The sequence below is a fragment of the Stenotrophomonas sp. CFBP 13718 genome, assembly GCF_014842145.1.
Lineage (GTDB): Bacteria > Pseudomonadota > Gammaproteobacteria > Xanthomonadales > Xanthomonadaceae > Stenotrophomonas.
In genome coordinates, this window is record NZ_JACYVC010000001.1 from 652,551 (window position 1) to 677,901 (window position 25,351).

At 66.0% G+C, this 25,351-nt stretch carries 26 protein-coding genes; 13 read left to right on the top strand and 13 right to left on the bottom strand.

Translation table 11 applies throughout. The features are described from left to right. Positions 1–52 precede the first annotated feature (52 nt). The 4 genes from IFT58_RS02965 to IFT58_RS02980 all read left to right on the top strand — a co-directional run bounded on the left by IFT58_RS02965 (position 53) and on the right by IFT58_RS02980 (position 2,668). Positions 53–322 (top strand): Trm112 family protein, encoded by a 270-nt coding sequence (locus IFT58_RS02965; protein WP_188324478.1) that lies wholly within the window; start codon positions 53–55, stop codon positions 320–322. Continuing rightward, positions 319–1,185 carry a carboxylating nicotinate-nucleotide diphosphorylase gene (nadC, locus tag IFT58_RS02970; RefSeq protein ID WP_192093836.1) on the top strand — a complete coding sequence of 289 codons (867 nt, stop codon included), beginning with the start codon at positions 319–321 and terminating at the stop codon, positions 1,183–1,185. Before IFT58_RS02965 ends, nadC begins: the two co-directional genes overlap by 4 nt. A gap of 123 nt (positions 1,186–1,308) precedes the next feature. Continuing rightward, positions 1,309–2,211, top strand: a complete 903-nt coding sequence (locus IFT58_RS02975; protein ID WP_192080467.1) for a DUF2272 domain-containing protein — start codon at positions 1,309–1,311, stop codon at positions 2,209–2,211. Positions 2,212–2,317: 106 nt separating this feature from the next. Beyond that, the gene (locus IFT58_RS02980; protein ID WP_188324482.1) at positions 2,318–2,668 is read left to right on the top strand and encodes a DUF3301 domain-containing protein; all 351 of its coding nucleotides are present in this window, start codon (positions 2,318–2,320) and stop codon (positions 2,666–2,668) included. A 41-nt stretch (positions 2,669–2,709) separates the two neighbouring features. Here IFT58_RS02980 and IFT58_RS02985 read toward each other — a convergent pair whose 3' ends face one another. From IFT58_RS02985 to IFT58_RS03010, 6 genes are all read right to left on the bottom strand, one after another. Then, complete coding sequence (locus tag IFT58_RS02985) at positions 2,710–3,180, bottom strand: ClpXP protease specificity-enhancing factor (protein ID WP_188324483.1); 471 nt, start codon at positions 3,178–3,180, stop codon at positions 2,710–2,712. A 658-nt stretch (positions 3,181–3,838) separates the two neighbouring features. Beyond that, positions 3,839–4,474, bottom strand: a complete 636-nt coding sequence (locus IFT58_RS02990; protein ID WP_188324484.1) for a glutathione S-transferase N-terminal domain-containing protein — start codon at positions 4,472–4,474, stop codon at positions 3,839–3,841. 164 nt (positions 4,475–4,638) lie between these two features. After that, positions 4,639–5,388 (bottom strand): cytochrome c1, encoded by a 750-nt coding sequence (locus IFT58_RS02995; protein ID WP_192080464.1) that lies wholly within the window; start codon positions 5,386–5,388, stop codon positions 4,639–4,641. After that, complete coding sequence (locus tag IFT58_RS03000; protein ID WP_188324486.1) at positions 5,381–6,640, bottom strand: cytochrome bc complex cytochrome b subunit; 1,260 nt, start codon at positions 6,638–6,640, stop codon at positions 5,381–5,383. Before IFT58_RS03000 ends, IFT58_RS02995 begins: the two co-directional genes overlap by 8 nt. Then, complete coding sequence (gene petA / locus IFT58_RS03005; protein WP_188324487.1) at positions 6,640–7,260, bottom strand: ubiquinol-cytochrome c reductase iron-sulfur subunit; 621 nt, start codon at positions 7,258–7,260, stop codon at positions 6,640–6,642. The genes IFT58_RS03000 and petA overlap by 1 nt, the downstream gene beginning before the upstream one ends. Before the next feature lie 110 nt (positions 7,261–7,370). Then, the gene (locus IFT58_RS03010) at positions 7,371–8,330 is read right to left on the bottom strand and encodes a lytic transglycosylase domain-containing protein (protein WP_192093837.1); all 960 of its coding nucleotides are present in this window, start codon (positions 8,328–8,330) and stop codon (positions 7,371–7,373) included. Positions 8,331–8,469: 139 nt separating this feature from the next. Here IFT58_RS03010 and IFT58_RS03015 point away from each other — a divergent pair, with 139 nt between their 5' ends. The 9 genes from IFT58_RS03015 (at position 8,470) to IFT58_RS03055 (ending at position 16,352) form a co-directional block, all read left to right on the top strand. After that, on the top strand, positions 8,470–8,688 hold the full coding sequence (locus tag IFT58_RS03015) for a hypothetical protein (RefSeq protein WP_192093838.1): 219 nt from the start codon (positions 8,470–8,472) through the stop codon (positions 8,686–8,688). 352 nt (positions 8,689–9,040) lie between these two features. Beyond that, the gene (gene miaB, locus IFT58_RS03020; protein ID WP_188324491.1) at positions 9,041–10,459 is read left to right on the top strand and encodes a tRNA (N6-isopentenyl adenosine(37)-C2)-methylthiotransferase MiaB; all 1,419 of its coding nucleotides are present in this window, start codon (positions 9,041–9,043) and stop codon (positions 10,457–10,459) included. 125 nt (positions 10,460–10,584) lie between these two features. Further along, positions 10,585–11,571: a PhoH family protein gene (locus tag IFT58_RS03025; protein WP_192080460.1), complete on the top strand. Its 987-nt coding sequence runs from the start codon at positions 10,585–10,587 to the stop codon at positions 11,569–11,571. Beyond that, entirely contained in the window at positions 11,568–12,053 is a 486-nt protein-coding gene (gene ybeY, locus IFT58_RS03030; protein ID WP_188324493.1) for an rRNA maturation RNase YbeY, read from the top strand. Before IFT58_RS03025 ends, ybeY begins: the two co-directional genes overlap by 4 nt. Before the next feature lie 90 nt (positions 12,054–12,143). Further along, positions 12,144–12,329 (top strand): hypothetical protein, encoded by a 186-nt coding sequence (locus IFT58_RS03035; protein ID WP_192093839.1) that lies wholly within the window; start codon positions 12,144–12,146, stop codon positions 12,327–12,329. A 181-nt stretch (positions 12,330–12,510) separates the two neighbouring features. Beyond that, on the top strand, positions 12,511–13,071 hold the full coding sequence (locus IFT58_RS03040) for a hypothetical protein (protein WP_192093840.1): 561 nt from the start codon (positions 12,511–12,513) through the stop codon (positions 13,069–13,071). Between the two features lie 108 nt (positions 13,072–13,179). Further along, positions 13,180–14,061, top strand: a complete 882-nt coding sequence (locus tag IFT58_RS03045) for a transporter associated domain-containing protein (protein ID WP_188324496.1) — start codon at positions 13,180–13,182, stop codon at positions 14,059–14,061. Then, positions 14,058–15,320, top strand: coding sequence for a DUF4105 domain-containing protein (locus IFT58_RS03050; protein WP_192093841.1), 1,263 nt, complete (start codon positions 14,058–14,060; stop codon positions 15,318–15,320). The genes IFT58_RS03045 and IFT58_RS03050 overlap by 4 nt, the downstream gene beginning before the upstream one ends. A gap of 15 nt (positions 15,321–15,335) precedes the next feature. Beyond that, positions 15,336–16,352: a magnesium and cobalt transport protein CorA gene (locus tag IFT58_RS03055; protein ID WP_192080452.1), complete on the top strand. Its 1,017-nt coding sequence runs from the start codon at positions 15,336–15,338 to the stop codon at positions 16,350–16,352. Positions 16,353–16,423: 71 nt separating this feature from the next. On the opposite strand, the gene IFT58_RS03060 is transcribed toward IFT58_RS03055, so the two are convergent. The 7 genes from IFT58_RS03060 to IFT58_RS03090 form a co-directional block, all read right to left on the bottom strand. Beyond that, entirely contained in the window at positions 16,424–17,788 is a 1,365-nt protein-coding gene (locus IFT58_RS03060; protein ID WP_192093842.1) for an NAD-dependent succinate-semialdehyde dehydrogenase, read from the bottom strand. 142 nt (positions 17,789–17,930) lie between these two features. Further along, positions 17,931–18,776: an ABC transporter permease subunit gene (locus tag IFT58_RS03065; protein WP_188324500.1), complete on the bottom strand. Its 846-nt coding sequence runs from the start codon at positions 18,774–18,776 to the stop codon at positions 17,931–17,933. Beyond that, entirely contained in the window at positions 18,773–19,684 is a 912-nt protein-coding gene (locus IFT58_RS03070; protein ID WP_192093843.1) for an ABC transporter permease subunit, read from the bottom strand. Before IFT58_RS03070 ends, IFT58_RS03065 begins: the two co-directional genes overlap by 4 nt. Next, the gene (potA, locus tag IFT58_RS03075) at positions 19,681–20,817 is read right to left on the bottom strand and encodes a polyamine ABC transporter ATP-binding protein (RefSeq protein WP_192093844.1); all 1,137 of its coding nucleotides are present in this window, start codon (positions 20,815–20,817) and stop codon (positions 19,681–19,683) included. The genes IFT58_RS03070 and potA overlap by 4 nt, the downstream gene beginning before the upstream one ends. Positions 20,818–20,991: 174 nt before the next feature. Continuing rightward, positions 20,992–22,539 (bottom strand): efflux transporter outer membrane subunit, encoded by a 1,548-nt coding sequence (locus tag IFT58_RS03080; protein ID WP_192093845.1) that lies wholly within the window; start codon positions 22,537–22,539, stop codon positions 20,992–20,994. After that, positions 22,539–24,101: a DHA2 family efflux MFS transporter permease subunit gene (locus IFT58_RS03085; RefSeq protein ID WP_192080444.1), complete on the bottom strand. Its 1,563-nt coding sequence runs from the start codon at positions 24,099–24,101 to the stop codon at positions 22,539–22,541. Before IFT58_RS03085 ends, IFT58_RS03080 begins: the two co-directional genes overlap by 1 nt. Continuing rightward, positions 24,098–25,273: an HlyD family secretion protein gene (locus tag IFT58_RS03090; protein WP_192093846.1), complete on the bottom strand. Its 1,176-nt coding sequence runs from the start codon at positions 25,271–25,273 to the stop codon at positions 24,098–24,100. Before IFT58_RS03090 ends, IFT58_RS03085 begins: the two co-directional genes overlap by 4 nt. Positions 25,274–25,351: the final 78 nt, after the last annotated feature.

The following is a 25,351-nucleotide window of genomic DNA, read 5'->3' on the forward strand; positions in this document are numbered from 1 at the left end:
TCACCTGCCTTAAAGACGTATTCTAGCCATCTTCCACGCAAGACGAAGAACCATGGATCGCAAGCTGCTTGACCTGCTGGTCTCACCGGACACCCGCCAGCCCCTTTCCCTGCTGGATGCCAAGGGGCTCGACGCCCTCAACCGCGCCATCGGCAGCGGTTCTGTCACCAAGGCCGACGGCAATCCGCTGGCGCAGCCGTTGCGCCAGGCCCTGGTCACCCGCGACCGCAAGCAGGTGTTCCGCCTGGACGACGGCATCCCGGTGCTGCTGGCCGAAGAAGCCATCGCCACCGACCAGATCGCCGACTTCCCCGCCGCATGAGCACCGCCGGCGCTGGCGTCTTTGATGCGCCGGATCCGGCGCTGGTCGCCGCCGACGTGGCCCGCGCGCTTGCCGAAGATCTCGGCAGCGGGGATGTCACGGCCGCGCTGTTGCCCGACCAGGCCGACACGGCGTACCTGCTCTGCAAGCAGGATGCGGTGATCGCCGGCCGGCCCTGGTTCGATGCCACCCACCGCGCGCTGGACCCCGACGTACGCATTGACTGGAAGGTCGATGAAGGACAGCAGGTCCACGCCGGCACGGTGCTGGCCCTGCTGCAGGGTCGCAGCCGCAGCCTGGTCAGTGCCGAACGTACCTCGCTGAACTTCCTGCAGACCCTGTCAGGCACGGCGACCATCACGGCGCGGCATGTGGCTGCGGTGGCCGGCACCGCCACGCGCATCCTCGACACCCGCAAGACCCTCCCCGGCCTGCGCCTGGCGCAGAAATACGCGGTGCGTTGCGGAGGCGGAGCCAATCACCGCATCGGCCTGTACGACACGGTGATGCTGAAGGAGAACCACATCCGCGCCGCCGGCTCGCTGCCCGCTGCGGTCGCCGCCGCGCGCGCGATGTGGCCGCAGCTGCCGCTGATCGTGGAAGTGGAAGACCTGGACCAGCTGCAGCAGGCCCTGCAGGCAGGCTGCGAGCGGATCCTGCTCGATGACTTCCCGGCCGCACTGCGTCGCGATGCGGTCCGCCTGACGGCCGGCCGGATTCCGCTGGAGGTGTCAGGCAGCGTCGGACTGGACGGCCTGCGGGCCATCGCCGAGGACGGCGTGGACTGCATTTCCATCGGTGGTCTGACCAAGCACGTGCAGGCCGTCGACCTGTCGTTGAAGCTGGGCCCCCCGCCGGCTTGACGGGTGTGGCAGGCCGGAATCAAATCCGGTCTGCTGCGCGCGAGCAATCTGAGCGCCCGCTCTACCCTTCGTTCACGAGCACGCTGCGACGCTTGCGCCACCCCCCTTGTTGCGGAGCACCGCATGCGCCGGTTGCTGCTTGCCTGTCTGCTGCCCTTGTCAGCGGTTTCATTCGATGTGGCGGCGGCGGAAGCCTGCGATGTGCCGCCTCCGTTCGGCCAGAGTCCGTTGGCGCTGGCCATCCGCCAGACCGCCTGCAACGAACATCGCTTATGGTTCCGCCCCTTCATCGACCGCGAGGGCCGCGCCGCCAGCCTGGCGGTGACCGAGGCGGAGAACGAGCACCTGGCCGACAACGGCCTGATTGCATGGCAGCGCGTGGCGGGTTACTGGCGCGACAGCGGCACGTTGAATGCGATGGGCGCCCAGCCCGGTGCCAGCAGCTGCATTGCGCCCCTCGGGTCGCGCTACACCGACAGCGATTGCCGCGCCTTCCTGCTCGACAACCCGTGGTCGGCTGCCTTCATCTCGTGGGTCATGGTGCGCGCGGGCGTGCCCGGCTTCAACGCGTCGCCTCGCCACATCGATTACATTCGCGCCGCTTACAACGGGTCTGCCCCGTACCGCCTGGCCGATCCGGCAGCCGAGAAACCGGCAGTCGGCGACATGCTCTGCTTCCTGCGTGATCGCAGCCAGACCCTGAGCTACAGCGGGCTGGTGCAGGCACTGGGCAATGGTTCGGTCGGCCACTGGAAATCGCATTGCGAGGTCGTGGTGTCGGCCAACATGGGCGGCGACCGGACGCTGTACCTGATCGGCGGCAACGTGATGAACACGGTAGCCATGCGCATGTTGATGCTGGACCGCACCGGCCGCGTCGAGCTGCCTGGCAAGCGGGAAGCGGACCCGGACGGCATCGCACCGACCTGCACGCCCGGCCGCGAGGAGGAGTGCAGCTTCAACCGCCAGGACTGGGCAGCGCTGTTGAAGCTGACCGCAGCGGCACCACTGCAGATGCAGCCCTAGACCCTGGATCCGCGCTCCATCGCAGCCCCCACCCGACGACGCCACCTTGAACTGCGGCGCGCGGACCGCCATCTTGTAGGCACCTTTCCTGCAGTGCGCGAGCGACATGCCTACCTTGATCCTGTTGATGATTGTCGGCGCCGCAGGTTATGCGTTCTGGAACTCATCGCGCGCGGCCGCCGAGCGCGCCGGTGTGCTGGGTCGAAACGCGTGCAAGGCTGCCGACGTGCAATGGCTGGATCAGAGCGTGCATGCGATCGGCCTGAAGGTGGCGCGCGGTGACGATGGCAAGCTCTGCTTCGAGCGCACCTTCAAGTTCGAGTATTCCTACGATGGGATCGATCGCCACGTCGGGCGGATGGTGCTGCGCGGGGACGATCTGGTGTCCTTCAGCGGCCCCGGTGCGGCGCGGATCAGTGCGATCCGGCCGGATGTGGACGACGCCGAGGATGTCTGATGGGATGACGACCCAGGGTCGTCATCTGGCAGTGCGTGGCGTTACTTGACCACGCGCAACTGCGGACGACCACTCGGGCGCGGCGGCGGCGCATCGGGCGGCGTATCGTCATCCGACGAACCATCGGCCTCATCCGACACCTCGTGGAGCGGCACATCGTCCTCGGCCGCATCCGCGCCGATCACGTCGTCAGGCAGCGCCATGCCCTGCCCCGTTTCCCGGGCATATACGGCAAGCACCGCACTGATGGGCACCAGCACCGCGTAGCTCACGCCGGAAAAGCGCGCAGAGAAGCTCACCGCCTCGTTGTCGATCAACAGCTTCACGACGGCGCGTTCGGCGATGTTGAGCACGACGCGACCGTCCTTGATGCTCGACGGCGGCACCTGTACGCCTGCCACCCCCGCATCCACCAGGATGTGCGGCGTCAGCGCGTTGTCGTTGATCCACTCCACCAAGGCCCGCAGCAGGTACGGACGGTGGCTGGTCATCCGGAAGAATTCGTCAGTCATGTGTGAAGTGTACGCGCCCGCCCCCCTGCTTGGCACCGGGGGCCGACAGAGCGTTCGGCTGCCAGTCGAAAACGCAGAACGCCGGAAACCGGTAGCGTCGACCCGTCGTCGGCGAGCGCAGCGGCCGCGCGCGGTCCGGCAATCCGCCGAGCGTGGCTCGGCGCTACAGGAACCGCAGCACGTCGGTAGGGCCGACCCACGGTCGGCGAGCGCAGCGGCCGCGCGCGGTCCAGCAATCCGCCGAGCGCGGCTCGGCGCTACAGGAACCGCAGCGCATCGGTAGCGCCGACCCATGGTCGGCGAGCGCAGCGGCAGCGCGCGGTCCAGCAATCCGCCGAGCGTGGCTCGGCGCTACAGGAACCGCAGCACATCGGTAGCGCCGACGCGTGGTCGGCGAGCGCAGCGGCAGCGCGCGGTCCGGCAATCCGCCGAGCGTGGCTCGGCGCTACAGGAACCGCAGCACATCGGTAGCGCCGACCCACGGTCGGCGAGCGCAGCGGCCGCGCGCGGTCCAGCAATCCGCCGAGCGCGGCTCGGCGCTACAGGAACCGCAGCACATCAGTAGCGCCGACCCGTGGTCGGCGAGCGCAGCGGCAGCGCGCGGTCCGGCAATCCGCCGAGCGTGGCTTGGCGCTACAGAGGGGATGCGCGGTATCGATCAGCTCGGCAGATCGCGCAGCTTCTTTTCCTGATCGGTCAGGCTGCGGATGAAACCGGGATGGCGGAAAATGCGATTGCCGTAGTCCTCGATCGCCTTGCCATCCTTCGGCAACGGAATATCCAGTGCCTGCAGGCGCCAGATGATCGGCGCGATCGCGCAGTCGGCCAGGCTCATTTCCTGGTTGAGGAAGAACTTGCTCGCCTTGAACAACGGCACCGACGAGGTCAGCAGTTCTTTCAGGCGTTTACGCCCGGCCTCGGCCTGCGCTTTGTTGCCCAGTTGAATGGCCTGTACCTGCGGCACCCAGTCGTGCTCGATGCGCAGCATCGCCAGACGGATGCGGGCACGTGACAGCGGGTCCACCGGCATCAGCGGCGGATGCGGATAGCGCTCGTCCAGATACTCGCTGACCACCGAGGCGGCGTACAGCACCAGCTCGCGCTCCACCAGCGTGGGCACTGAGTGGTACGGATTGAGGTCGATCAGATCTTCGGGCGGATTCTGCGGATCCACTGCCACGAAGTCATAGGTGACGCCCTTGGCCGCAAGGACCAGACGCACCCGATGACAGAGCACATCGTCGTTCGAGGAAAACAGCGTCAGGGTATTACGCATGCGTACGCTCGCCGCCATCAAAGGCTCTCCAACGACAGGAGTCCGCCTGCCGAATCGGCGCTGTCGGACCATTTCCGACAGTCAGCTCGTTCCCGAGTGTGCAACCGGCGATCACAAAAGCCAATAGGCCATGGGTATCGGGTCACACATTGACGCGTGCACCGCGTCCCGGGGTCGAACCGTCAATGTACATCCTTCCAGTAATCTTTCTTCAGCAGATACAACAGGAAGGTCAGCAGCGCCAGGAACAGGATCACCCACACGCCCAGCTGCTGCCGCTTCAATGCCGCCGGCTCGCCGGCATAGGCCAGGAAGTTGGTGATGTCGCGCACTGTCTGGTCGTACTGTCCGGCATCGACGTTGCCGGGCGTACGCACTTCCAGGGCCAGCACCGGCGGATCCAGTCCAGGTGCCTCCGGCTTGCCGTGCACGGCGTGCTGCAGGCCCTGCATCTGCCACAACGGGTTGGGCATGGAGGCGTTCGGGAAGACGGTGTTGTTCCAGCCCAGCGGACGGTTGCTGTCCAGGTAGAACGACTTGAGGTACGTGTAGACCCAGTCCGGTCCGCGCACGCGCGAAATCAGGCTGAGGTCCGGTGGCATTTTGCCGAACCACTTCTCCGCGTCGGCCTTGGGCATCGAGACCGGCACCTGGTCGCCAATCGCAGACCCGGTGAAATTGAGGTTGTTCATCACCTCTTCTTCGGTCAGCCCCAGGTCGGCCGCCATGCGCGAGTAGCGCAGGTATTTCAGCGCGTGGCAGCTGGAACAGTAGTTCATGTACAACTGTGCGCCGCGCTGCAGCGAGGCACGATCGCCCAGATCATTGCCAGCCTGCAGCATCTTGGCGCTGCCTTCGGCAGCCAGCGCCGCGCCGCCTGCGAGCAGCATCGTGGCCATCAGGGCCATGCGGACCATCCAGCGCTTACTCATGCGTGGTCACCCTTTCCGGTACCGGCTTGGTCTTGTCCAGTCGCGTCCATATCGGCATGGTGAGGAAGAAAGCGAAGTACAGGAAGGTCAGCACGCGACCCACCCAGGTTTCCCACACCGCCGTGCCCGGGCCGGAACCGATCACCCCCAGCCAGATGAAGCACACCACCAGCACGCCCAGCATCACCTTGGATATCCAGCCGCGGTAGCGCACCGACTTGACCTTGCACTTGTCCAGCCACGGCACCAGGAACAGGATCGCGATCGCCGAGAACATCACGATCACCCCGCCCAGCTTGTTTGGAATGACCCGCAACATCGCGTAGTAAGGCGTGTAGTACCAGACCGGCTTGATGTGTTCCGGGGTGACCAGGCGGTTGGCCTCGGTGAAGTTGTCGTGTTCCAGGAACTGCCCGCCGAAGGCCGGCGCGAAGAAGATGATGAAGGCGGCGATGATCAGCAGGAAGCCGGCGCCAACGGCGTCTTTCATCGTGTAATAGGGATGGAACGGAATGCCATCGGTCGGCGCGGTGGGCGACCAGCGGTTGCCCTTCGGACCCTTCTTGATTTCCACGCCGTCGGGATTGTTCGAGCCCACCTCATGCAGCGCACCCAGGTGCAGCACCACCAGCAGCAGCAGCACCAGCGGCAGGGCGATCACGTGCAGGGCGAAGAAGCGGTTGAGCGTGGCATCGCCGGGCAGGTAATCGCCCATGATCCATTCCGTCAGCCCGTTGCCGATCACCGGGATGGCACCGAACAGCGAAATGATCACCTTCGCGCCCCAGAACGACATCTGGCCCCACGGCAGCACGTAGCCCATGAAGGCTTCGGCCATCAGCACCAGGTAGATCAGCATGCCCAGTATCCACACCAGCTCGCGCGGCTTCTGGTAACTGCCGTACAGCAGCCCGCGGAACATGTGCAGATAGACCACGATGAAGAAAAGCGATGCACCGGTGGAGTGCATGTAGCGGATCAGCCAGCCCCACTCGACGTCGCGCATGATGTACTCGACCGAGGCGAAGGCTTCGGCCGCGCTGGTCTTGTAATGCATCGTCAGGAAGATGCCGGTGACGATCTGGTTGACCAGGATCAGCAGCGCCAGCGAACCGAAGTAATACCAGATGTTGAAGTTTTTCGGCGCGTAATACTCACTGACGTGCTTGCGGTACACCGGCATGAGGCCCGGCGCGCGCGCGTTGACCCAGTCGGCCAGGCCGCTGGCGGTACGGGCAAGGATGTTGGCCATCAGGCGGTACCCTCCGGATCGACGCCGATGATGATCGTATTGTCGTCCTGGTAGTGATGCGGCGGCACCAGCAGGTTGATCGGAGCGGGGACGTCATTGAAGACCCGGCCGGACATGTCGAAGCGCGACTTGTGGCACGGGCAGAAATAGCCCCCCTTCCACTGCGCGTCATAGGGTTCCGGGCGGATTTCGGCCACCATTTCCGGCGAGCAGCCCAGATGGGTGCACAGGCCGACAAGCACCGAGACGGCCGGCTTGATCGACCGCAGCTCCGGATTGCCCTTGAGCACGTACTCTGGCTGCTGGTCTTTCACACCTGACCCGGGATCCTTCAGGCGGTCATCCAGACTGGGCAGGGCGTCCAGGATGGCCTTGGAGCGCTTGACGATCCAGATGGGCTGACCGCGCCATTCCAGTATCAGCCGCTGGCCTTCCTGCAAGGCACTGATGTCAGCGGTCACCGGTGCACCGGCCAACTTGGCACGTGCACTGGGGTTCCAGGACTTGATGAAAGGAACTGCGACGAAACCGACGCCTACCGCCCCCACCACTGCAGTAGTGGCTGAGAGGAATCGGCGACGTCCATGATCGACTGGATCGTATACCCCATCGTTGGCCATCCGGCACTCCGATATTGATTAGGTAGCTTTAAGGCTGCCGGCAACCTGGTGGGGGCCAGGCTGCTTTGAATCTGAAGCGAGTGTATCTAAACGCGCGTTGCGGTCAATCATCACTGATGGGAGGCCAGCGCACCGCGATAGCGCTCGGCCAACTGGCCTACCCGCTGTACGTAGTACCGCGTCTCACTATACGGCGGCACACCACCGTGGCGGGCAACGGCGCCCTCCCCTGCGTTGTAGCCAGCCGCGGCAAGCGTGAGGTCGCCATTGAAGCGTTTCAACAGCCATGAAAGATACTGCACGCCACCGCGGATGTTCTGCGCAGCGTCGTACGAATCGGTTACGCCAAAGCGCGCCGCGGTCGGCGGCATCAACTGCATCAGTCCCTGCGCCCCGGCGCGGCTGAGCGCTGTCGGGTTGTAGGCCGATTCCGCATGGATGATCGCCCGCACGATCGCCTCCTCCACACCGTATTGGCGCGCGGCGGCGGCGATCTCGCTCTGGAAGGCGGTGGTATTGAGCCGGACCGAGCCGAAATTGACTGCAGGATTGCTGCCGCACGCGAAGCAGCGCTCGATGAAGCTGTAGCGGATGGTGCGCACCTGGGACAGGCTGGCCACCTGCCCCGCGGGCCGGGCGCTGGTGTAATGGCGCACACCGTCCTTCATGTACGAATAGACCTGCCCGCTGACGACGCGGCCCGCCTTGCTGGCCGGGGCCGGCACCGGTTTGGGGGCAGGTGCGGCGATTACCGAGGCCACGGCGGCAGATGCAGGCACCACGGCGGCGGCAACGGCCGCGCCTGCAGCAACCGCAGAGGATGAAGGCGCTTCGCGGGCCGGGATGGCCGTGACAGGGGCCGCCGGCGGGACGGGCGCGGTGGCTGCGGGACGGGCCGGTCGGCTGTCGCGGCTGTAGCTGATGCCACTGCACTGCGCACCGCTGACCCGTTTGCTGACGTAACTGGGAACGCCATCGGCGCCGACACACTTGTACAGCGTGCCGGCACTAGCCGGCACGGCCGCCAGTGCAGCGATGCTGATCGCCACGATCCTTAAGGTCCCCTTCATGGGCGCGAGTGTCCCAGCTTGCGCGACGGTTGCCAAGGGCCGGGCCAGAGGACGCCCGTCAGGGACATGCGCTCCGGGGTCAGGCCCCATTCCCCGCGCGGGGCGGATCGGATCCCACCGCGCGCCCTCCGTCCGCGCCGTGGCAGGGGACGCCACCCCCGGCAAGCACACTCGCGAGACCGGCCACCTGCGCCTGCAGTTCTGCATGCAAGGACGGCAGCGTGGTACGTATCGCCACGGGTGGCAATCCCAGGCTGAGGATCTGCCCGGCGAGCATCGCGGCACTGTCTGCGCCCATCAGCAACCGGCAGTGGTCGCCCGCGCCAAGGAGATCGACGCGCGTCTGGCAGCCGATTGACCCATCGCCGGGCGCCCCGCGCGGCCCCGGCCACACCCGCGCGACCCACGCATTCCGCCGAGCACGGCTCGGCGCTACCAGCGCCGACCCACGGTCGGCGAGCGCAGCGGCCCGCGCGTTCCACCCACACCGGTAGCGCCAACCCATGGTCGGCGAGCGCAGCGGCCCGTGCGACCCACCCGCACCGGTAGCGCCGACCCATGGTCGGCGAGCGCAGTGGCCCGCGCGACCCACCCGCACCGGTAGCGCCGACCCACGGTCGGCGAGCGCAGCGGCCCGCGCCCTACCCCGTTCCGGCAACGCAAGGGAGTAAACTGGACCGCTTACCCGCCACCCGCCTGGATTAATCACCATGACCGGGACGCCAGACGTCTTTCCATCCGTCGCTGTTGACGACACCCCTCTGTTCGCCCTGCCTACCGGTCCGCGCAAGCCCGACCAGGTGCGTGGCAAGCTGTACATCAAGACCCACGGTTGCCAGATGAACGAGTACGACTCGGCCAAGATGGCGGACGTGCTGGCAGCCAGCGATGGCCTGGAGCTGACCGATAACCCGGAAGAAGCCGACGTTATCCTGGTCAACACCTGCTCCATCCGCGAGAAAGCGCAGGAGAAGGTGTTCAGCCAACTCGGTCGCTGGAAGGCGCTGAAGAACAACGGGCGCGACGTCATCATCGGCGTCGGCGGCTGCGTGGCTTCGCAGGAAGGCGAGGCCATCGTCAAGCGCGCGCCGTATGTGGACCTGGTGTTCGGCCCGCAGACCCTGCACCGCCTGCCGGAACTGATCCGTGCGCGACGTGAGCAGAACCGGCCGCAGGTCGATATCAGCTTTCCGGAGATCGAAAAGTTCGACCGCCTGCCCGAGCCACGTGCAGACGGGGCCTCCGCTTTCGTGTCGATCATGGAAGGCTGCTCGAAGTACTGCTCGTTCTGCGTCGTGCCCTATACGCGTGGTACCGAAGTCAGCCGTCCGTTCGAAGACGTCGTGGTGGAGGTGGCGCAACTGGCTGCTCAGGGCGTGCGGGAGATCAACCTGCTCGGCCAGAACGTCAATGCGTACCGTGGACCGTATGGCGAGGGCGAGCATGCCGACCTGGGCCTGCTGATCCGCACGATCGCCGAAATCGACGGGGTCGGCCGCATCCGCTTCACCACCTCGCACCCGTTGGAGTTCAGCGACTCGTTGGTGGATGCCTTCCGCGACGTGCCGAAGCTGGCCAACTTCCTTCATTTGCCGGTGCAGGCGGGCAGCGACCGCATCCTGTCGGCGATGAAGCGGGGCTACACGGCGCTGGAATTCAAGTCGAAGATCCGCAAGCTGCGCGCGGTACGTCCGGACATCTCCATCAGCTCGGATTTCATCGTCGGCTTCCCCGGTGAAACCGACGCCGACTTTGAGAAGACGATGAAGCTGATCGAGGACATCGGGTTCGACCAGAGTTTCTCCTTCATCTATTCGCGTCGCCCCGGCACCCCGGCCGCCGACCTCGAAGACACCATCACCGATGCCGAAAAGCACGCACGGCTGTCGCGCCTGCAGGCACGAATCAACCAGCACGCCGGCGAGATTTCCGCTGCCATGGTCGGCACAGTACAGCGCGTCCTGGTGGAAGGCCCGTCGCGTCGTGACCCGAACGAGTTGAGCGGCAAGACCGAGAACATGCGGACGGTGAACTTCGCCGCACCTGCGCGTCTGGTCGGCCAGTTCGTGGACGTACTGATCACCGAGGCCTACAGCAATTCTCTGCGTGGCCGGGTCAGCGGCGCCTGACTGGTAGGTTTTTCACCACCTCATAATGCGGCTTGTGGCACAAGCGCTGAGAAGGCTTATCCACAACTTTACCGCGTGACCACCCACACCTTGTGTGGAAAGAACCCGCACCCAATTCTGGATCCATGAAGAATATCGAGCACCGAGATTTCACCCTGTCGCCGGAAGACAACACCCGACTCGCCAACCTGAGCGGGCCCTTCGACGGTCATCTGCGCCAGATCGAGCTGAAGCTGGGTGTGGAGATCGCCAACCGCGGCCACGTCTTCCGCATCAGTGGCCCGACCGAGGCCGCCGTCGAAGCGCAGAAGCTGATCGAAGCCCTGTACGAGGAAGCCGCCGAGGTCACTTTCGACAGCCAGGCGATCCACCTTCGGTTGAACGAAGCCAACATCGAGCACATCGCTGAGCGCTCCTACGAGGCACAGGACGTGGCGATCAAGGTCAAGCGAGGCACCGTGCGGGGCCGCGGCGCCAACCAGGCGCGCTACCTGCACCAGATCGCCAGCCATGACATCAATTTCGGTATCGGTCCCGCCGGCACCGGCAAGACCTTCCTGGCCGTTGCCAGCGCCGTGGAAGCCTTGAACGAGTCACGCGTGCAGCGGCTGATCCTGGTGCGCCCCGCGGTGGAGGCCGGCGAAAAACTCGGCTTCCTGCCTGGCGACCTGACCCAGAAGGTCGACCCCTATCTGCGCCCGTTGTACGACGCCCTGTACGAAATGCTGGGCGTGGAAAAGGTGGTCAAGCTGCTGGAAAAGAACGTCATCGAGATCGCGCCGCTGGCGTACATGCGCGGACGCACGCTGAATGATGCGTTCGTGATCCTCGACGAGGCACAGAACACCACCATCGAGCAGATGAAGATGTTCCTGACCCGCCTGGGCTACGGCTCGACCGCCGTGGTGACGGGCGACCTCACCCAGACCGATCTGCCCAAGCACGTGAAATCGGGTCTGCGCGATGCCGTGGACGTGCTGCGCGACGTGGAAGGCGTGAGCTTCACCTTCCTGGAGGCGCGCGATGTGGTCCGCCATCCGCTGGTGGCGCGCATCGTCAACGCCTACGACCGTCGTGAACAGCAGCAGGCCCTGCCGGAGAAGACCCCATGACCCGCGGCCCCGTCCGCCTGGATGTCGCGGTCAGCTATGCCCTGCCCCGTGCCGGCCTGCCGGCTGCGGTGAGCTTCCGCAAATGGGTGGCGGCCGCGCTGAAAGGCCGCATCCGCGAGGCGGATCTGGCTATTCGCATGGTCGACGCCAAGGAAGGCCAGTCGCTCAATCGCCATTACCGCGGCAAGGACTACGCGACAAACGTGCTGAGCTTTCCCGCCGATGTGCCGGAGGGCCTGCCCAAGGGCGTGAAGTTCCCGCTGCTGGGCGATCTGGTGATCTGCGCACCGGTCGTGGCACGCGAAGCCGACGAACAAGGCAAGCCGCTCACCGCCCACTACGCGCACTTGACCGTGCATGGCGTGCTGCACCTGCTGGGCTGGGACCACGAAGACGACAAGGAAGCCGACGCAATGGAGCAGCTGGAGCGTGACATCCTGGCCGAGCTGGGCATCGCCGATCCGTACGCGGGCGAGCGTTGAGACCGATGCGGGATCCTCGCGCGCCCTCTGTTGCGGCCGATGCGCTTCATGCTTCAATACGGCCACTCATATCTGCCACGGATGGCCGTCATGCTTGAACAACGCCCGACCCTCATGGCTCCGGTCCTGCTGCTGGTCGGACTGGTCTGCGTACTTGCCGGGCCGTGGCTGCCGATGGCGGCCAATGGCCGTATGGTGATTACCGCACTGGGCATCGTCGGCGCCGCACTTGCCGCCGGCCCCGCCTGGCGCTGGACCCTCGCCGCCCGCCGTTGATCTGCATCCGGTGTTGATCTTTGTCCGCCGTTGATCTGCATCCGCTGTCGATCTGCGTCCTGCGTTGATCTGCGTCCGGTAGTGCCGGCTTCAGCCGGCAACCACGCGCCCTCGACGGCCCGACACCCTTGGCTTGGCACGCTATTATCGTCGCCTTCGCCAGCTCCTGCCCGTCGCCCCGATGAAACTGCCCGCCTGCATCGCCGCCCTGTTGCTGTGTTCCGCCCTGCCGAGCGTCGCCGCCGAGCCGCTGGATCTGCCGGCCCTGGTGGAATGCCGCCAAGGCGTGGCCGCGCACGCTGCGCTGGCAGTCGCCCTGGCCGACCCGCTGCAGGCCGTCGCGAAGGGACTGCAGCCGCTACCGCAGCAGAATCAATTCATGACCGAATACCGCCTGGCAACGCCGATGACCGTGTTCGGCCAGCGCACCGACCGCATCGCCCTGGCCGGGGCCAGCATCATGGCGATCCTGGACCTTAAGGATCCGCGGCCGCTGGCGACGGAGCTGAAACTGGAAACCGCCTACGACGCCGACGGGAAGTTCATGGCGGGCCGTGAACTGGTCAGCCGCGATGTCACCGATCCGGTGACGGGGGAAGCGCAGATCGAATCGATCATCCTCAGTGTTTCCACGGTCCAGAGCCATCCGGACCAGACTCTGGCCGGCTGCACCTACAGCCTGGACCTGCCTGCTGACGATGAGGCGCCCGCTGCGGTGGCCCCGCCTGCCAACAAGGGCTGACCGGCCTTTCCGCCGCCCCCCACGCAAGCGCCGGGGACGCGCGACAGGGCCTGACATCCTGCTAGACTGCAGCCAACGCCCGGCCTGCCGGGTGCCTTTTTTCCCGAGATGTCTGAAGACGACAGTAGCAGCTCCACGCTGGAGCACAGTGAGAAAAGACGCAGCTGGCTTGAACGCCTGGGTGCTGCGTTTTCCGGTGAACCACATACCCGCGATCAGCTGATCGCCCTGTTGCGTACCGCGCAGGAAGACGGGCTGATCGCCGCCGATACCCTACGCATGATGGAAGGCGCCATTTCGGTCGCCGAACTGACGGTGGGCGACGTGATGATCTCGCGTTCGCAGATGGTATCGCTGCCGGTGGAGGCGCCGTTCCTTGACCTGATGAAGCAGGTGGTCGAATCCGGCCATTCGCGCTTCCCGGTGCACGGCGACAACAAGGACGACATCCTGGGCGTGCTGTTGGCCAAGGATCTGCTGCGTGGCGTGGTATCCGACCATGGCCCCGCCAATATCCGTGAACTGCTGCGTCCGGCGGTGCTGATCCCCGAGGCGAAGAAGCTCAACGTGCTGTTGAAGGAGTTCCGCCTGTCGCGCAACCACATGGCGATCGTGGTGGACGAGTACGGCGGTGTCGCCGGCCTGGTCACCATCGAAGACGTGCTGGAGCAGATCGTCGGCGAAATCGACGACGAGCACGACGAAGCCGAGGACCCGGCGGCCGGTATCGCCATCCAGGCCGACGGCCGCTATGTCGTGGATGCGCTGACGGCCATCGGCGATTTCAACGAACGCTTCGGCGCCGACTTCCCCGATGATGACTACGACACCATCGGCGGACTGGTCACTGAAGCGATCGGACACTTGCCGGAAATCGGTGATGAGCTGGCCCTGGACCGCTTCATGTTCCGCGTGGCACGTGCCGACGCGCGCCGCGTGCAGGCCTTCCACGTGACCGTGCTGCCGACGGACGAACAGGAATCCGCTTGAAGCGTACCGCTGGACTCCTGCTGAGCGGCTGGCTGGCCGTGCTGATGCTGGCGGCGTTGCTGGTCGCGCCGGGGTCGGTGCTGGCGCAGTCATCGCCTGCCACCGCCAATGCCGCCGCCTCTGGCGACGCGCAGGCCGATGTCCCGCGCATCGGCGTGGTCACCATGCAGCCGGGCACGATCTTCTTCGAGCGCTTCGGCCACGATGCCATCGTGGTGGTGGATCCGCTCAGCGGCGCTGCCACCTCGTACAACTTCGGCTACTTCGATCCGGGCGAGCCGGACTTCATCAGCCGCTTCATCCGCGGCGAGATGATGTATTACCTGGTCGCCCTGCCCTTGCAGCAGGATCTCGGGTATTACGACGAATCCGGTCGCGGAGCGAGCGTCCAGTGGCTGGATCTGCAACCCGAACAGGCCCGTGCGCTGGCCACCGACCTCGCCGAGCGCGCGAAGCCGGAGAACGCGCGCTACCGCTACGATTACTACACTGCGAACTGCGCCACGATGGTCCGCGATACGCTGGACAAGGCGTTGGGCGGCGGGCTGCATGCGCAGCTGTCGGGCCGTTCGCGGGGTAACACCTACCGCAGCGAGTCGGTGCGCCTGGCTTCGCCGGCACCGTGGATGTGGCTGGGCTTCGACCTGGGGCTGGGGCCGTTCGCCGATCAGCCGCTGTCGCGCTGGCAGGAAGCTTTCGTGCCGATGCGCCTGGCCGATGCGCTGCGCCAGGTGCGCAACAGCGAGGGCCGGCCCCTGGTGCAGTCCGAACAGCAGCTGCTCGCACACCGCATCGACGCCGAACCGACCGAGCAGGCCCGTGCCTGGTGGCCGTGGCTGGTGGTGGGGCTGGGGCTGGCTGCGGGTGTGTTCGCACTGCGTCGCCGCCCCCGTCTGCTGGCCGCGCTGGCGCTGCCGTTCTGGATAGTCAGCACGATCGCCGGCAGCCTGCTGGTCTTCCTGTGGGGCTTCAGCGACCACCATGCCGCGTGGGCCAACCGCAACCTGCTGCAGCTGTCACCGCTGTGCCTACTGCTGCTGCCCGGCGCCATCGCGCTGCTGCGCCGGCGCCGGCCGGGTCGCCTGTTCCGCATCGTGCTGTGGGCCGTGGCCGGGTTGTCCCTAGCCGGACTGGTACTGCACTGGCTGAGCCTGCAGGCCCAGTACAACGTGCAGTGGATCGTGCTGCTGCTGCCGCTGCATGCCGCGCTGGCGTGGGTGCTCGGCCGCGCATCGCGATGGCCGCTTCACGTCCGCTGACGCAGGATAAGCGGTATGCACGTGCCCGATACCACCGCCCCCGCAGCGCATAATCCTGCCTGCGTCATCAACTGCGTTCACTACGATGATGATGGCAAGCGCCATGACATCGCCCTGGATGCCATCAGCGACGTCATCGCCAGTGGCAACGGGTTCGTCTGGGTCGGCCTGTATGACCCGGCGGACAGCGTCCTGCTGAAACTGCAGGAAGAGTTCGGCCTGCACGACCTGGCGATCGAAGACGCGCGCAATGCCCACCAGCGTCCGAAGGTGGAGACCTACGGCAACTCGCTGTTCGCGGTGGTGACCACGGCGCAGATGGTCGATGAGCGGATCCAGTACGGTGAAACCCACGCCTTCGTCGGCCCCCGCTTCCTGGTGACGGTGCGCCACGGCGCCTCCCTGTCCTACGCGCCGGTGCGGGCGCGCGTGGAGCGCGAGCCGCACCTGTTGAAGATGGGGCCGTCCTACTGCCTGTATGCCGTGCTGGATTTCGTGGTCGACAACTACCTGCCGATCACCAACCGCTTCCGCGACACGCTGGAACTGCTGGAGAAAGACATCTTCGCCGACGACTACAAGCGCAGCACCGTCGTGCGCCTGTATGAGTTGAAGCGCGAGCTCAACAAGATGCGCATGGCGGTGGCCCCGTTGCAGGACGTCCTGTCGGCACTGAAGCGGCATCCGGCCGAAAGTGGCTTGGTGCCCGACGAGGTGAAGTTGTACATCCGCGACGTGCATGACCATGCCGTCCGCATCAGTGATGTCATCGATACCCTGCGCGAAATGCTGGGCACCGCCCTCAGTGTGAATCTGTCACTTGTGACGCTCGCACAAGGTGAAACGGTGAAACGGCTGGGTGCCTGGGCCGCACTGCTGGCAGCCCCAACGCTGATCACCAGTTGGTACGGCATGAACTTCACGCACATGCCCGAGCTGGACAAACCATGGGCCTATCCAGCGATCATCATCGGGGTCGCCGCGGTCTGCGTCGGGATGTACCGCCTGTTCAAGCGTGCACGCTGGCTGTGAAGCGGTAGCGCCGAGCCATGCTCGGCGGATCTCCCGCAGCGCCGAGCCCGGCTCGGCGCCATCGCGCCGGCTCAGGCCACGTAGATCGTCTTGATGTTCATGAACTCATGGATGCCGTGTTCGGCCAGTTCGCGGCCGAAACCCGATTCCTTGCTGCCGCCGAACGGCAGCCGCACATCGCTTTTGACGATGGAATTGACGAAGGCCGCACCGCACTCCATCTGCTGTGCAAACGCTTCGCCGCGCGCCGCATCGGTGGTCCACACGCTGCCGCCCAGCCCGAAGCGCGTGTCATTGGCGACACGCAGCGCTTCGGCTTCGTCCTTGACCCGGATCACCGCCGCCACCGGTCCGAACAGCTCCTCGTCATAGGCCGGCATGCCCGGCGCCACCGCATCCAGCACCGTCGCGGCGTAGCCCGCGTGGCTGCCCGCTACCGGTTCGCCACCGATCAACACGCGTGCGCCCTTGGCCACGCTGGCCTGTACCTGCTTGTGCAGCTCATCACGCAGGTCCGCGCGTGCCATCGGCGCAAGTGTCGTTTTCTCGTCGGACGGATCGCCGTAACGACGCTCGGCCGCCGCCGCCACGAAACGGTCGGTGAAGGCGTCAGCCACCGCATCGACCACGATGAAGCGCTTGGCCGCGATGCAGGTCTGGCCGCTGTTGTCGAAGCGCGACTTCACCGCCGCATCCACGGTCATCTCAATATCGGCGTCTTCCAGCACCACGAAGGCATCGCTGCCGCCCAGTTCCATCACGCACTTCTTCAGCTGATCGCCGGCGTTGGCGGCGATGGATCGTCCCGCACGCTCACTGCCGGTCAGCGTCACGGCTCTCACCCGGCGGTCGCGCAGTACGTCCGCCGCTTGGTCGTTGTCGATGTGCAGCACGTCGAACACGCCTGACGGCAAGCCCCCGGCACGTACCACGGCATTGATCAGGTCGGCGCACTGCGGCACGTTGCTGGCGTGCTTCAACAGCGCCACATTGCCGGCCATGAACGCCGGGGCCAGGAAACGAAACACCTGCCAGATCGGGAAGTTCCACGGCATCACCGCGAACACGCAGCCGATCGGCTCGTAGCGCACGTAACTGCGCTGTGCTTCGGTCTTGATCTGCTGCGGCTGCAGATAGTCGCCCGCGTGATCGGCATAGAACTCGCAGGCCAGCGCGCACTTTTCCACCTCGGCCAGCGCTTCGCTTTTCAGCTTGCCCATCTCGGACGTCATCGCCTGCTGGATCTCGTCGCGACGTGTACGCAGCTGCGTGGCGATCGCCCGCAGCACGTCGGCGCGCTGCGCCAGCGATTGTGCGGCCCAGTCCGGAAACGCAGCAGCGGCCGCGGCCAGGCGCTGCTCGATACCCGCCTTGTCCAACAGCTCATGGCGGTAATCCACCTGCCCGGTGGTGGGGTTGACGATTTCAACAGTCATCGCAGGTCTCCTCGAATCAGGCGACCATTCTGCGCCGGCCCCCGTGAGCCAGACGTTGCCGGATCGGGCCACCCCACGCGACACAGTGTCGCGGCCTTCACCTGCCGTTACCGGGTGCGGCGATCCGATGCCCCGCTGGCCGTCAGCCGTTGTCCTGCCGTGCCATCAACAGGTCACGCTGGCGGCGTTTCTCGGCCCGCGCGGTGAAATACCAGCCGATGAACGCGGCCACCGCCACCGCCGACACCATCAACGTGGCCAGTGCATTGATCTTCGGGCTGATGCCCATCCGCACCGAAGCGAATACCTTCATCGGCAGCGTGGTGGAACTGGGCCCGGCGACGAAGCTGGCGATCACCACATCATCCAGTGACAGGGTGAAAGCCAGCAGCCAACCGGCCAGCAGCGCCGGCGCGATGATCGGCAAGGTGATCTTCAGGAACACGGTGAGCCGGCTGGCACCGAGGTCCATCGCGGCTTCCTCCAACGAGATGTCCAGCTCCTGCAGGCGCGAGGACAGCACCACGGTGACGAAGGACAGGGTAAAGGTGACGTGTGCGATCCAGATCGTCATCGCGCCGCGTGCCGGGAAGCCCGGGATGCCGCCCATCGACACCAGCAGCGTCATCAACGAAAAGCCCAGGATGACATCGGGCATCACCAGCGGCGCGGTGATCAGCGCACTGAACGCGGACTTGCCACGGAAGCGTCGGAAACGGGTCATCACCATCGCCGCCATGGTACCCAGCACGGTGGCGGCGCAGGCGGTCCAGAACGCCACTTTCAGGCTCATCCACAGCGCGTCCATCAACGCGCGGTCGTTGAACAGTTCGCCATACCAGCGCGTGGAGAAACCCGCCCACACCGTGGCCAGCCGTGAGCTGTTGAAGGAGAACACCATCAACAACAGGATCGGCAGGTACAGGAAGGCGAACCCCAGCGCCAACGCGCCCCAGCCCATCCAGCGATAACCGCGCATCGTGCTCATGCCTGCTTTCCTTCCAGCACGCGCTGCTGGGACCGGTTGAACAGGAAAATCGGCACCAGCAGCAGCAACAGCATCACCACCGCCACCGAGGAAGCCACCGGCCAGTTACGGTTGTTGAAGAACTCACCCCACAGCACCCGCCCGATCATCAGCGTGTCCGGCCCACCCAGCATTTCCGGGATCACGAACTCGCCCACTGCCGGGATCATCACCAGCATGCAGCCGGCGATGATGCCTGCCTTGGACAGCGGCAGGGTGATGCGCATGAACGCCTGCCACGGCTTGGCGCCCAGGTCGTAGGCCGCTTCCAGCAGACGCTGGTCGTGCTTGACCAGGTTGGCATACAGCGGCAGCACCATGAACGGCAGATAGCAGTAAACGATGCCGATGTAAGCCGCCACCGGTGTGTAAAGAATGCGCAGCGGCTGGTCGATCAGACCGATCTTCAACAGCACCTGGTTGAGCAGGCCATTGCGGTCGAGGATGCCGATCCAGGCGTACACGCGGATCAGGAACGACGTCCACGAGGGCAGCACCACCAGCATCATCATCACGTTGCGGGTGGAGGGCTTCATGCGTGCGATGGCGTACGCCATCGGATAGCCGATGATCAACGTCAGCAACGTGGAAATCGCCGCAATCTTGAAACTGCTGGCATAGGCCAGCACGTACTGCTGGTCGCGTACCAGTTGCAGGTAGTTTTCCAGGTTGAGCTTGAGCGAGAACGCGCCGTCCACGTACTGCAGCAACCACGTGTAGGGCGGCGAGCCGACCTGGGTGTGGGCGAAGGAGATCATCAGGATCAGCGCGAACGGCACGGCGAAGAACAGCAGCAGCCACAGGTAGGGCACGCCGATCACCGCACTGCGTAGTCCGGGCAGCCAGCGCTTCGGGGCTGCCGCGCTCATGAGCTCAGCACCACGCCGTCGTTGTCGCGCCAGTGCACCCACACGGCGTCGCCCCAGGTCAGGCCATCACTGGCCCAGCGCTGCGAATTGGCGAAGTTCGCCATGACCGTGGCGCCGCTCGGCAGGCGCACGTGATAGACCGAGTGGCTGCCGAAGTAAGCGATATCTTCGATCACGCCCTGCGCCTTGTTGACGTGCCCCTCCGGCTCGTCCTTGCCGATCATGATTTTCTCTGGACGCACCGCGTAGGCCACGGACTGGCCTTCGTAACCGGTGATGCCGTGTCCAATGTAGATCGGCGCCGGGAACGCCGAGGTGCGCACGGTGGCATGTTCCGGCAGGTCCTCGTCGATCACCCCTTCGAATGAATTCACCGAGCCGATGAAGCTGGCCACGAACCGATTGGCCGGCTGTTCGTAGACCTCATCCGGCTTGCCCACCTGCTGGATCCAGCCGGCATCCATGACCGCAATGCGGGTGGCCATGGTCATGGCTTCTTCCTGATCATGGGTGACCATCACGCAGGTCACTCCGGAGGTTTCGATGATGTTCACCAGCTCCAGCTGCATCTGCGAGCGCAGCTTCTTGTCCAGCGCGCCCATCGGCTCGTCCAGCAGCAGCAGTTTCGGGCCCTTGGCCAACGACCGCGCCAACGCAACGCGCTGCTGCTGGCCACCGGACAACTGATGGGGACGGCGCTTGGCCAACTGGGACATCTGCACCAGCTCCAGCATCTCGCCCACCCGCCGGCGGATCGCATCGCTGGCCATGCCGTCCTGCTTCAGGCCGAAGGCGATGTTCTGCTCCACGCTCATGTGCGGAAACAGCGCATAGGACTGGAACATCATGTTGACCGGCCGCTTGTACGGCGGCAGCGCGTCCAGGCGCTGTCCATCGACGACGATGCTGCCCTTGGTCGGGGTTTCAAAGCCGCCCAGGCAGCGCAGCAGGGTCGATTTGCCACTGCCTGACCCGCCGAGCAGCGCGAAGATCTCGCCCTTGCGCACATCCAGGTTGACGTCGTCCACGGCCACGAAGCCATCGAACTCCTTGCGCAGGTCACGGACGGACAGGTAGCCGGGCTCACCGTGGGCATCGACGGCGGCGGCTTCCGGCTGGGCAACAACGGACATGGGGGGCTCCGACGGCGGTCAAGGGGATGGCGGCGCCATTCTAACGGCGGTGGTGCGGACGTGACATGACGGCAGCTGGCGCCTTGCGCTGATCGCGTCTGCACTGCGGTCGCGCGTGCTGGGGGCGTTCACCGCGCCACGGTACGGCGGGCGATGCAGGCCGTCAGCCACAGCTCATCGCGACACCGCCGCTTCCGGCGCTTCCTGCCAGCCCAATCCGAGGCTCTTCTGCAGCGCCACGTAGCGGACCAGCAGTTGCAGCTGCGCCTGGGCCAGCCCGTCCTGCGCATCGAGCTGCTGCCGTTGCACGTCCAGCAGATCGATCTGCGACGCGGCACCGGCCTGCCTGCGTTGCTGCATCAACCGGTCGGCACGCGTGGCCGACGCTTCGGCACGGGTGGTCGCCTGCACCTGCTGGCGCGCGGCGCCGAATCGCGCCAGCGCGGTGTTGGCATCCTGCAGCGCGGCCAGCACGGTGCCTTCATAGGCCGCCATGCGTGCCTCGTTGCCTGCCCGCGCCTGCGCGACACGCGCCTTGTTGCGGCCGAAATCGAAGACAGACCAGCGCAGGAACGGGGCGACGATCGTGGCTGCCGAATCCGAGCCCAGATCGGACAGCGAACCCGCGCCGGCGCCGACCGTGCCCAGCAAGGTCACCTGCGGAAAATACGCTGTCAGCGCCTGGCCGATCTGCGCCGACGAAGCGGCCAGCTCGCGCTCCGCCTTGCGGATGTCCGGCCGCCGACGGATCAGGGCCGCCGCATCGTCCACGGCAATCCGCGCAGGCAATGCAGGCAGTTCCGCGCCCTGCCCCAACCGCCCGTCCAGCGCGCCGGGCTCGCGTCCCACCATGAGGGCCAGCACATCGCGGGCCTCATCGGCCTGCGCCCGCAACGGCGGGATGCGTGCCTGCGGCTGCTCGCGCTGCGCCTGCGCGCGCTCGACCTGCAGGTCGGAATCGGCGCCGCGCTCGCGCCGTTGCCGTGACAGCCGCAACGCCTCATCGGCTGCCCGCAGGTTGTCCTCGGCCAGCGCGATGCGTTGCTGGCTGCTGCGGTAGCTCAGGTAGACCTGGGTAAGTTCGGCGGCAAGCTGCACCTGCGCATCGGCCAACGCCGCCGCATCGGCGCCGGCCTCGGCGGCCGCCTGCTCGGCAGCGCGCCGGCGCCGGCCGAACAGGTCCAGCTCCCAGCTTGCATCGAAGCCGACCACGTACAGTTCGGTGTCCAGGTCGACATCGGCGAACTGCTGGCGCAACTGCGCGGCCTCCTGCGGCCGGCCGTTGGCCTCGGCGACCTGGGCCACGTTCTCGCCCAGGCCCCGCACGCTGTCGTTCAGCGAATCCGGCGCCTGCACGTTCGCATAGCCAGCGGCAGCACCCACGCTTGGCAGCTGCTCGGCACGTCGCTGACGCTGCAGCGCGCGCGACGCCACCACCTTCGCCTGCGCCGCACGCAGATTGGGGCTGTTGCGCAACGCCTCGTCCACCAGTTCGTCCAGCAACGGATCGCGCAGCTCACGCCACCACTGGCTGGGCGGGGCCGCCGCCACCACGCCGGCCTGGTCGGCCCGCGGCAGCGCCGCCTGCGCGGTCGCCGGGCGGGCCACGTCCGGGCGCGTGTAGTCCGGCCCCAGCATGCAGCCGGCGAGCAGCAACGGCAGCAGCGCGAAAGACAGTGGGCGCAGCCGCGCAGCAGGTTGGAAGGAGTTCAATGGGGTCATCAGTGCATCGCCAGGGGAACGCCCTTCGGCAAGGGCTTGAGCAGGAAGACCAGTGGCAGCGTCGCCACCACGATCAGGCCGAAAATCCAGAACAGGTCGTTGTAGGCCATCACCATCGCCTGCATCTGCACGGTCTGCGCCAGCACGGCCATGCCCTGCATCGGGTCACCCAGCTGCTGGCCGTAAGCGCCCAGTGCATCCTGGGCTACCTGCGAATTGGCCGTGATACTGCTGCCGATGGCATCCACGTGCAGGGTGGTCCGGCGGTCCTGGAAGGTCGAGATGATGGCCAAGCCGATCGACCCGCCCAGGTTGCGGGCGGCGTTGAACAGGCCGGAGGCATCGCTGGTGAATTCGCGGGGAACCGACGTGATGGCCGCCTGGTTGAGCGCCATCATGGCCAGCGCCAGGCCGCAGCCCTGCAGCAGCTGCCCCAGCACGAAGTGCGGGCCGATGCTGTCCGGCGTCAGCCCCAGGTTGACGAAGCACGCCGCGGCGAAGCACAGCATGCCGCCGAACACCATGATCCGCACATCCACCGTCTCCAGCATCTTCGGCATCAGCGGCATCAGCAGGATGGTCGGCAGGCCCGCCAACAGCAGCACGTAGCCGGCCTGCTCGGTGTTGTAGCCGGCGATGATCGCCAGGAACTGCGGGATCATGTACATCACCCCGAACAGGATCATGCCCACCGCCATCACCATCACGAACACCGCGCCGAAGCTGCGGGTGAACAGGATTTTCAGGTGGATCACCGGCTCTTTGCTGGTGAACTGGGACAGCGCCAGCAAGGCGAACCCGGTCAGCGAAACCAGGCTCAGGATGATGATCAGCGTGGATTCGAACCAACGCTCGCGCTGCCCGTCCTCCAGTACCACCGTCAATGCGGACAACCCCGCCGTCATACCGATGATGCCCAGCCAGTCGGCACGCAGCAGGCCCCACCAGTTGGATTTTTCATGCGGCAGGCCGAGCAGCAGCAGCGCGACCAGGCCGGCGCAGATCGGCACGTTGATGAAGAAGGCATAGTGCCAGCTCACGTTTTCCGTCAGCCAGCCGCCCAGCAGCGGACCAATGACCGGCCCGAGGATCACCGTCATGCCGAACAGCGCGGTGCCCAGTGGCTGCTGTTTGGGAGGCAGGCGCGTACCGACGATGGTCAGCGCAGTGGGGATCAGCGCACCACCGGCGAAGCCCTGGCCGATGCGGCCCACGATCATCATGGGCAGGGTATCGGCGAAGCCACACATCACGGAAAACGCGGTGAACAAGGTGGCGCAGATCAGCAGGAAGGTGCGCAGCCCCAGCGTCCGCACGAACCAGCCGGTCAGCGGGATCATCACGATCTCCGACACCAGGAAGGCGGTGGAGATCCACGTGCCTTCGGTGCCGCTGGCGCCGACTTCGCCCTGGATGGTCGGCAGCGCCGCGTTGACGATGGAAATGTCCAGCGTCGCCATGAACGAGCCGATGGTGCCGGCGGCCACCGCCAGCCACGCGCCCGCGTCGGCCTTCTGCGGCGCCGCGTCGGCCGGCCCTGCACTGGCCGCGCTGCTGCTCATCGGTCCTTGCCGGCCTCGGCTTCGTCCTGGGTGCGCTCACGCGCGTCCTTGTTGCCCCGCGTATCCACGGTGACATCCACCGACATGCCCGGCACCAGCACCTTGCGCGCCTCGGTGCCTGCATCCACTTTGATCCGCACCGGCACGCGCTGCACCACCTTGGTGAAGTTGCCGGTCGCGTTCTGCGGTGGCAGCAGCGCGAACTGCGATCCGGTGCCCGGCGAGATGCTTTCCACCGTGCCGTGCAGATCCACGCCGGGCAGCGCGTCGACCTTGATGGTCGCAGGCTGGCCGGGGCGCATCAGGCCCACTTGGGTTTCCTTGAAATTGGCCGCGATGTAGAGCGATGCCACCGGCACCACGGTCATCGTGCGGGTGCCGGCGGCGACGAACTGGCCGACCTGCACCGTCTTGTTGCCGATGCGGCCGTCGATGCGCGCGCGCAGCTCCGTGTCTTCAAACGCGACCGCGGCCTGCGCGGCATCGGCCTGCGCCTGCTTCAACCCGGCCTGGGCCTGCTCCAGCTGCGCCTGACTGGCCTGGATCTGGCTCTGCGCCCCGGTGATCTGCGCCTGCGCCGCGTCGTACTGCGCCTGCGCCCGCTGCAGGTCATGGCGCAGGCTTTCCACATGTTCGTGGGTATCGGCACCGCTGGCAGCCAACGGCGCGAACCGGGCCACTTCGGCCTTGGCGAAACGCATCGTGGCAGCGGCGGCGACGGACTGGGTGCGTGCCTGTATCAAGCTGGCCTGCTGGCCCTGCACACCCGCGGTCGCTGCGGCAATATCGGCCTGGCGCACGGCAATGACCGCCTCGGCCTGGTCCAGGGTGGCGCGATAGGTCCGCGGGTCGATGCGTAGCAGGGGCTCACCGGCCTTTACCTGTTGGTTGTCCTGCACCAGCACTTCGGTCACATACCCGTTGATGCGCGGCGCCACGGCGACCGCGTCCGCCTGCAGATAGGCGTTGTTGGTGTCCTGCAGGTAACGCCCCACCAGCAGGTGGTAGAACAGCCAGATCACCAGCGCGGCAAGCACGAGGATGCCGCCGATGATCAGCGTCCAGCGCACTTTGGGATTCTTCAGCGGCGAGGGTTTCTTGTCTTCCGCCTCATGCTCGGGCGGGTCCTGCTGCGCGGGCGCATCGTTGTGCCGGCTGGGCTGTTCGCTCATCGTATGGTCGCGGGGGTGGTCAGGTCCATACGCGACGGTAGGGGAAGCGATGCACAGAAAACGTGAAGTGCCTCGCCG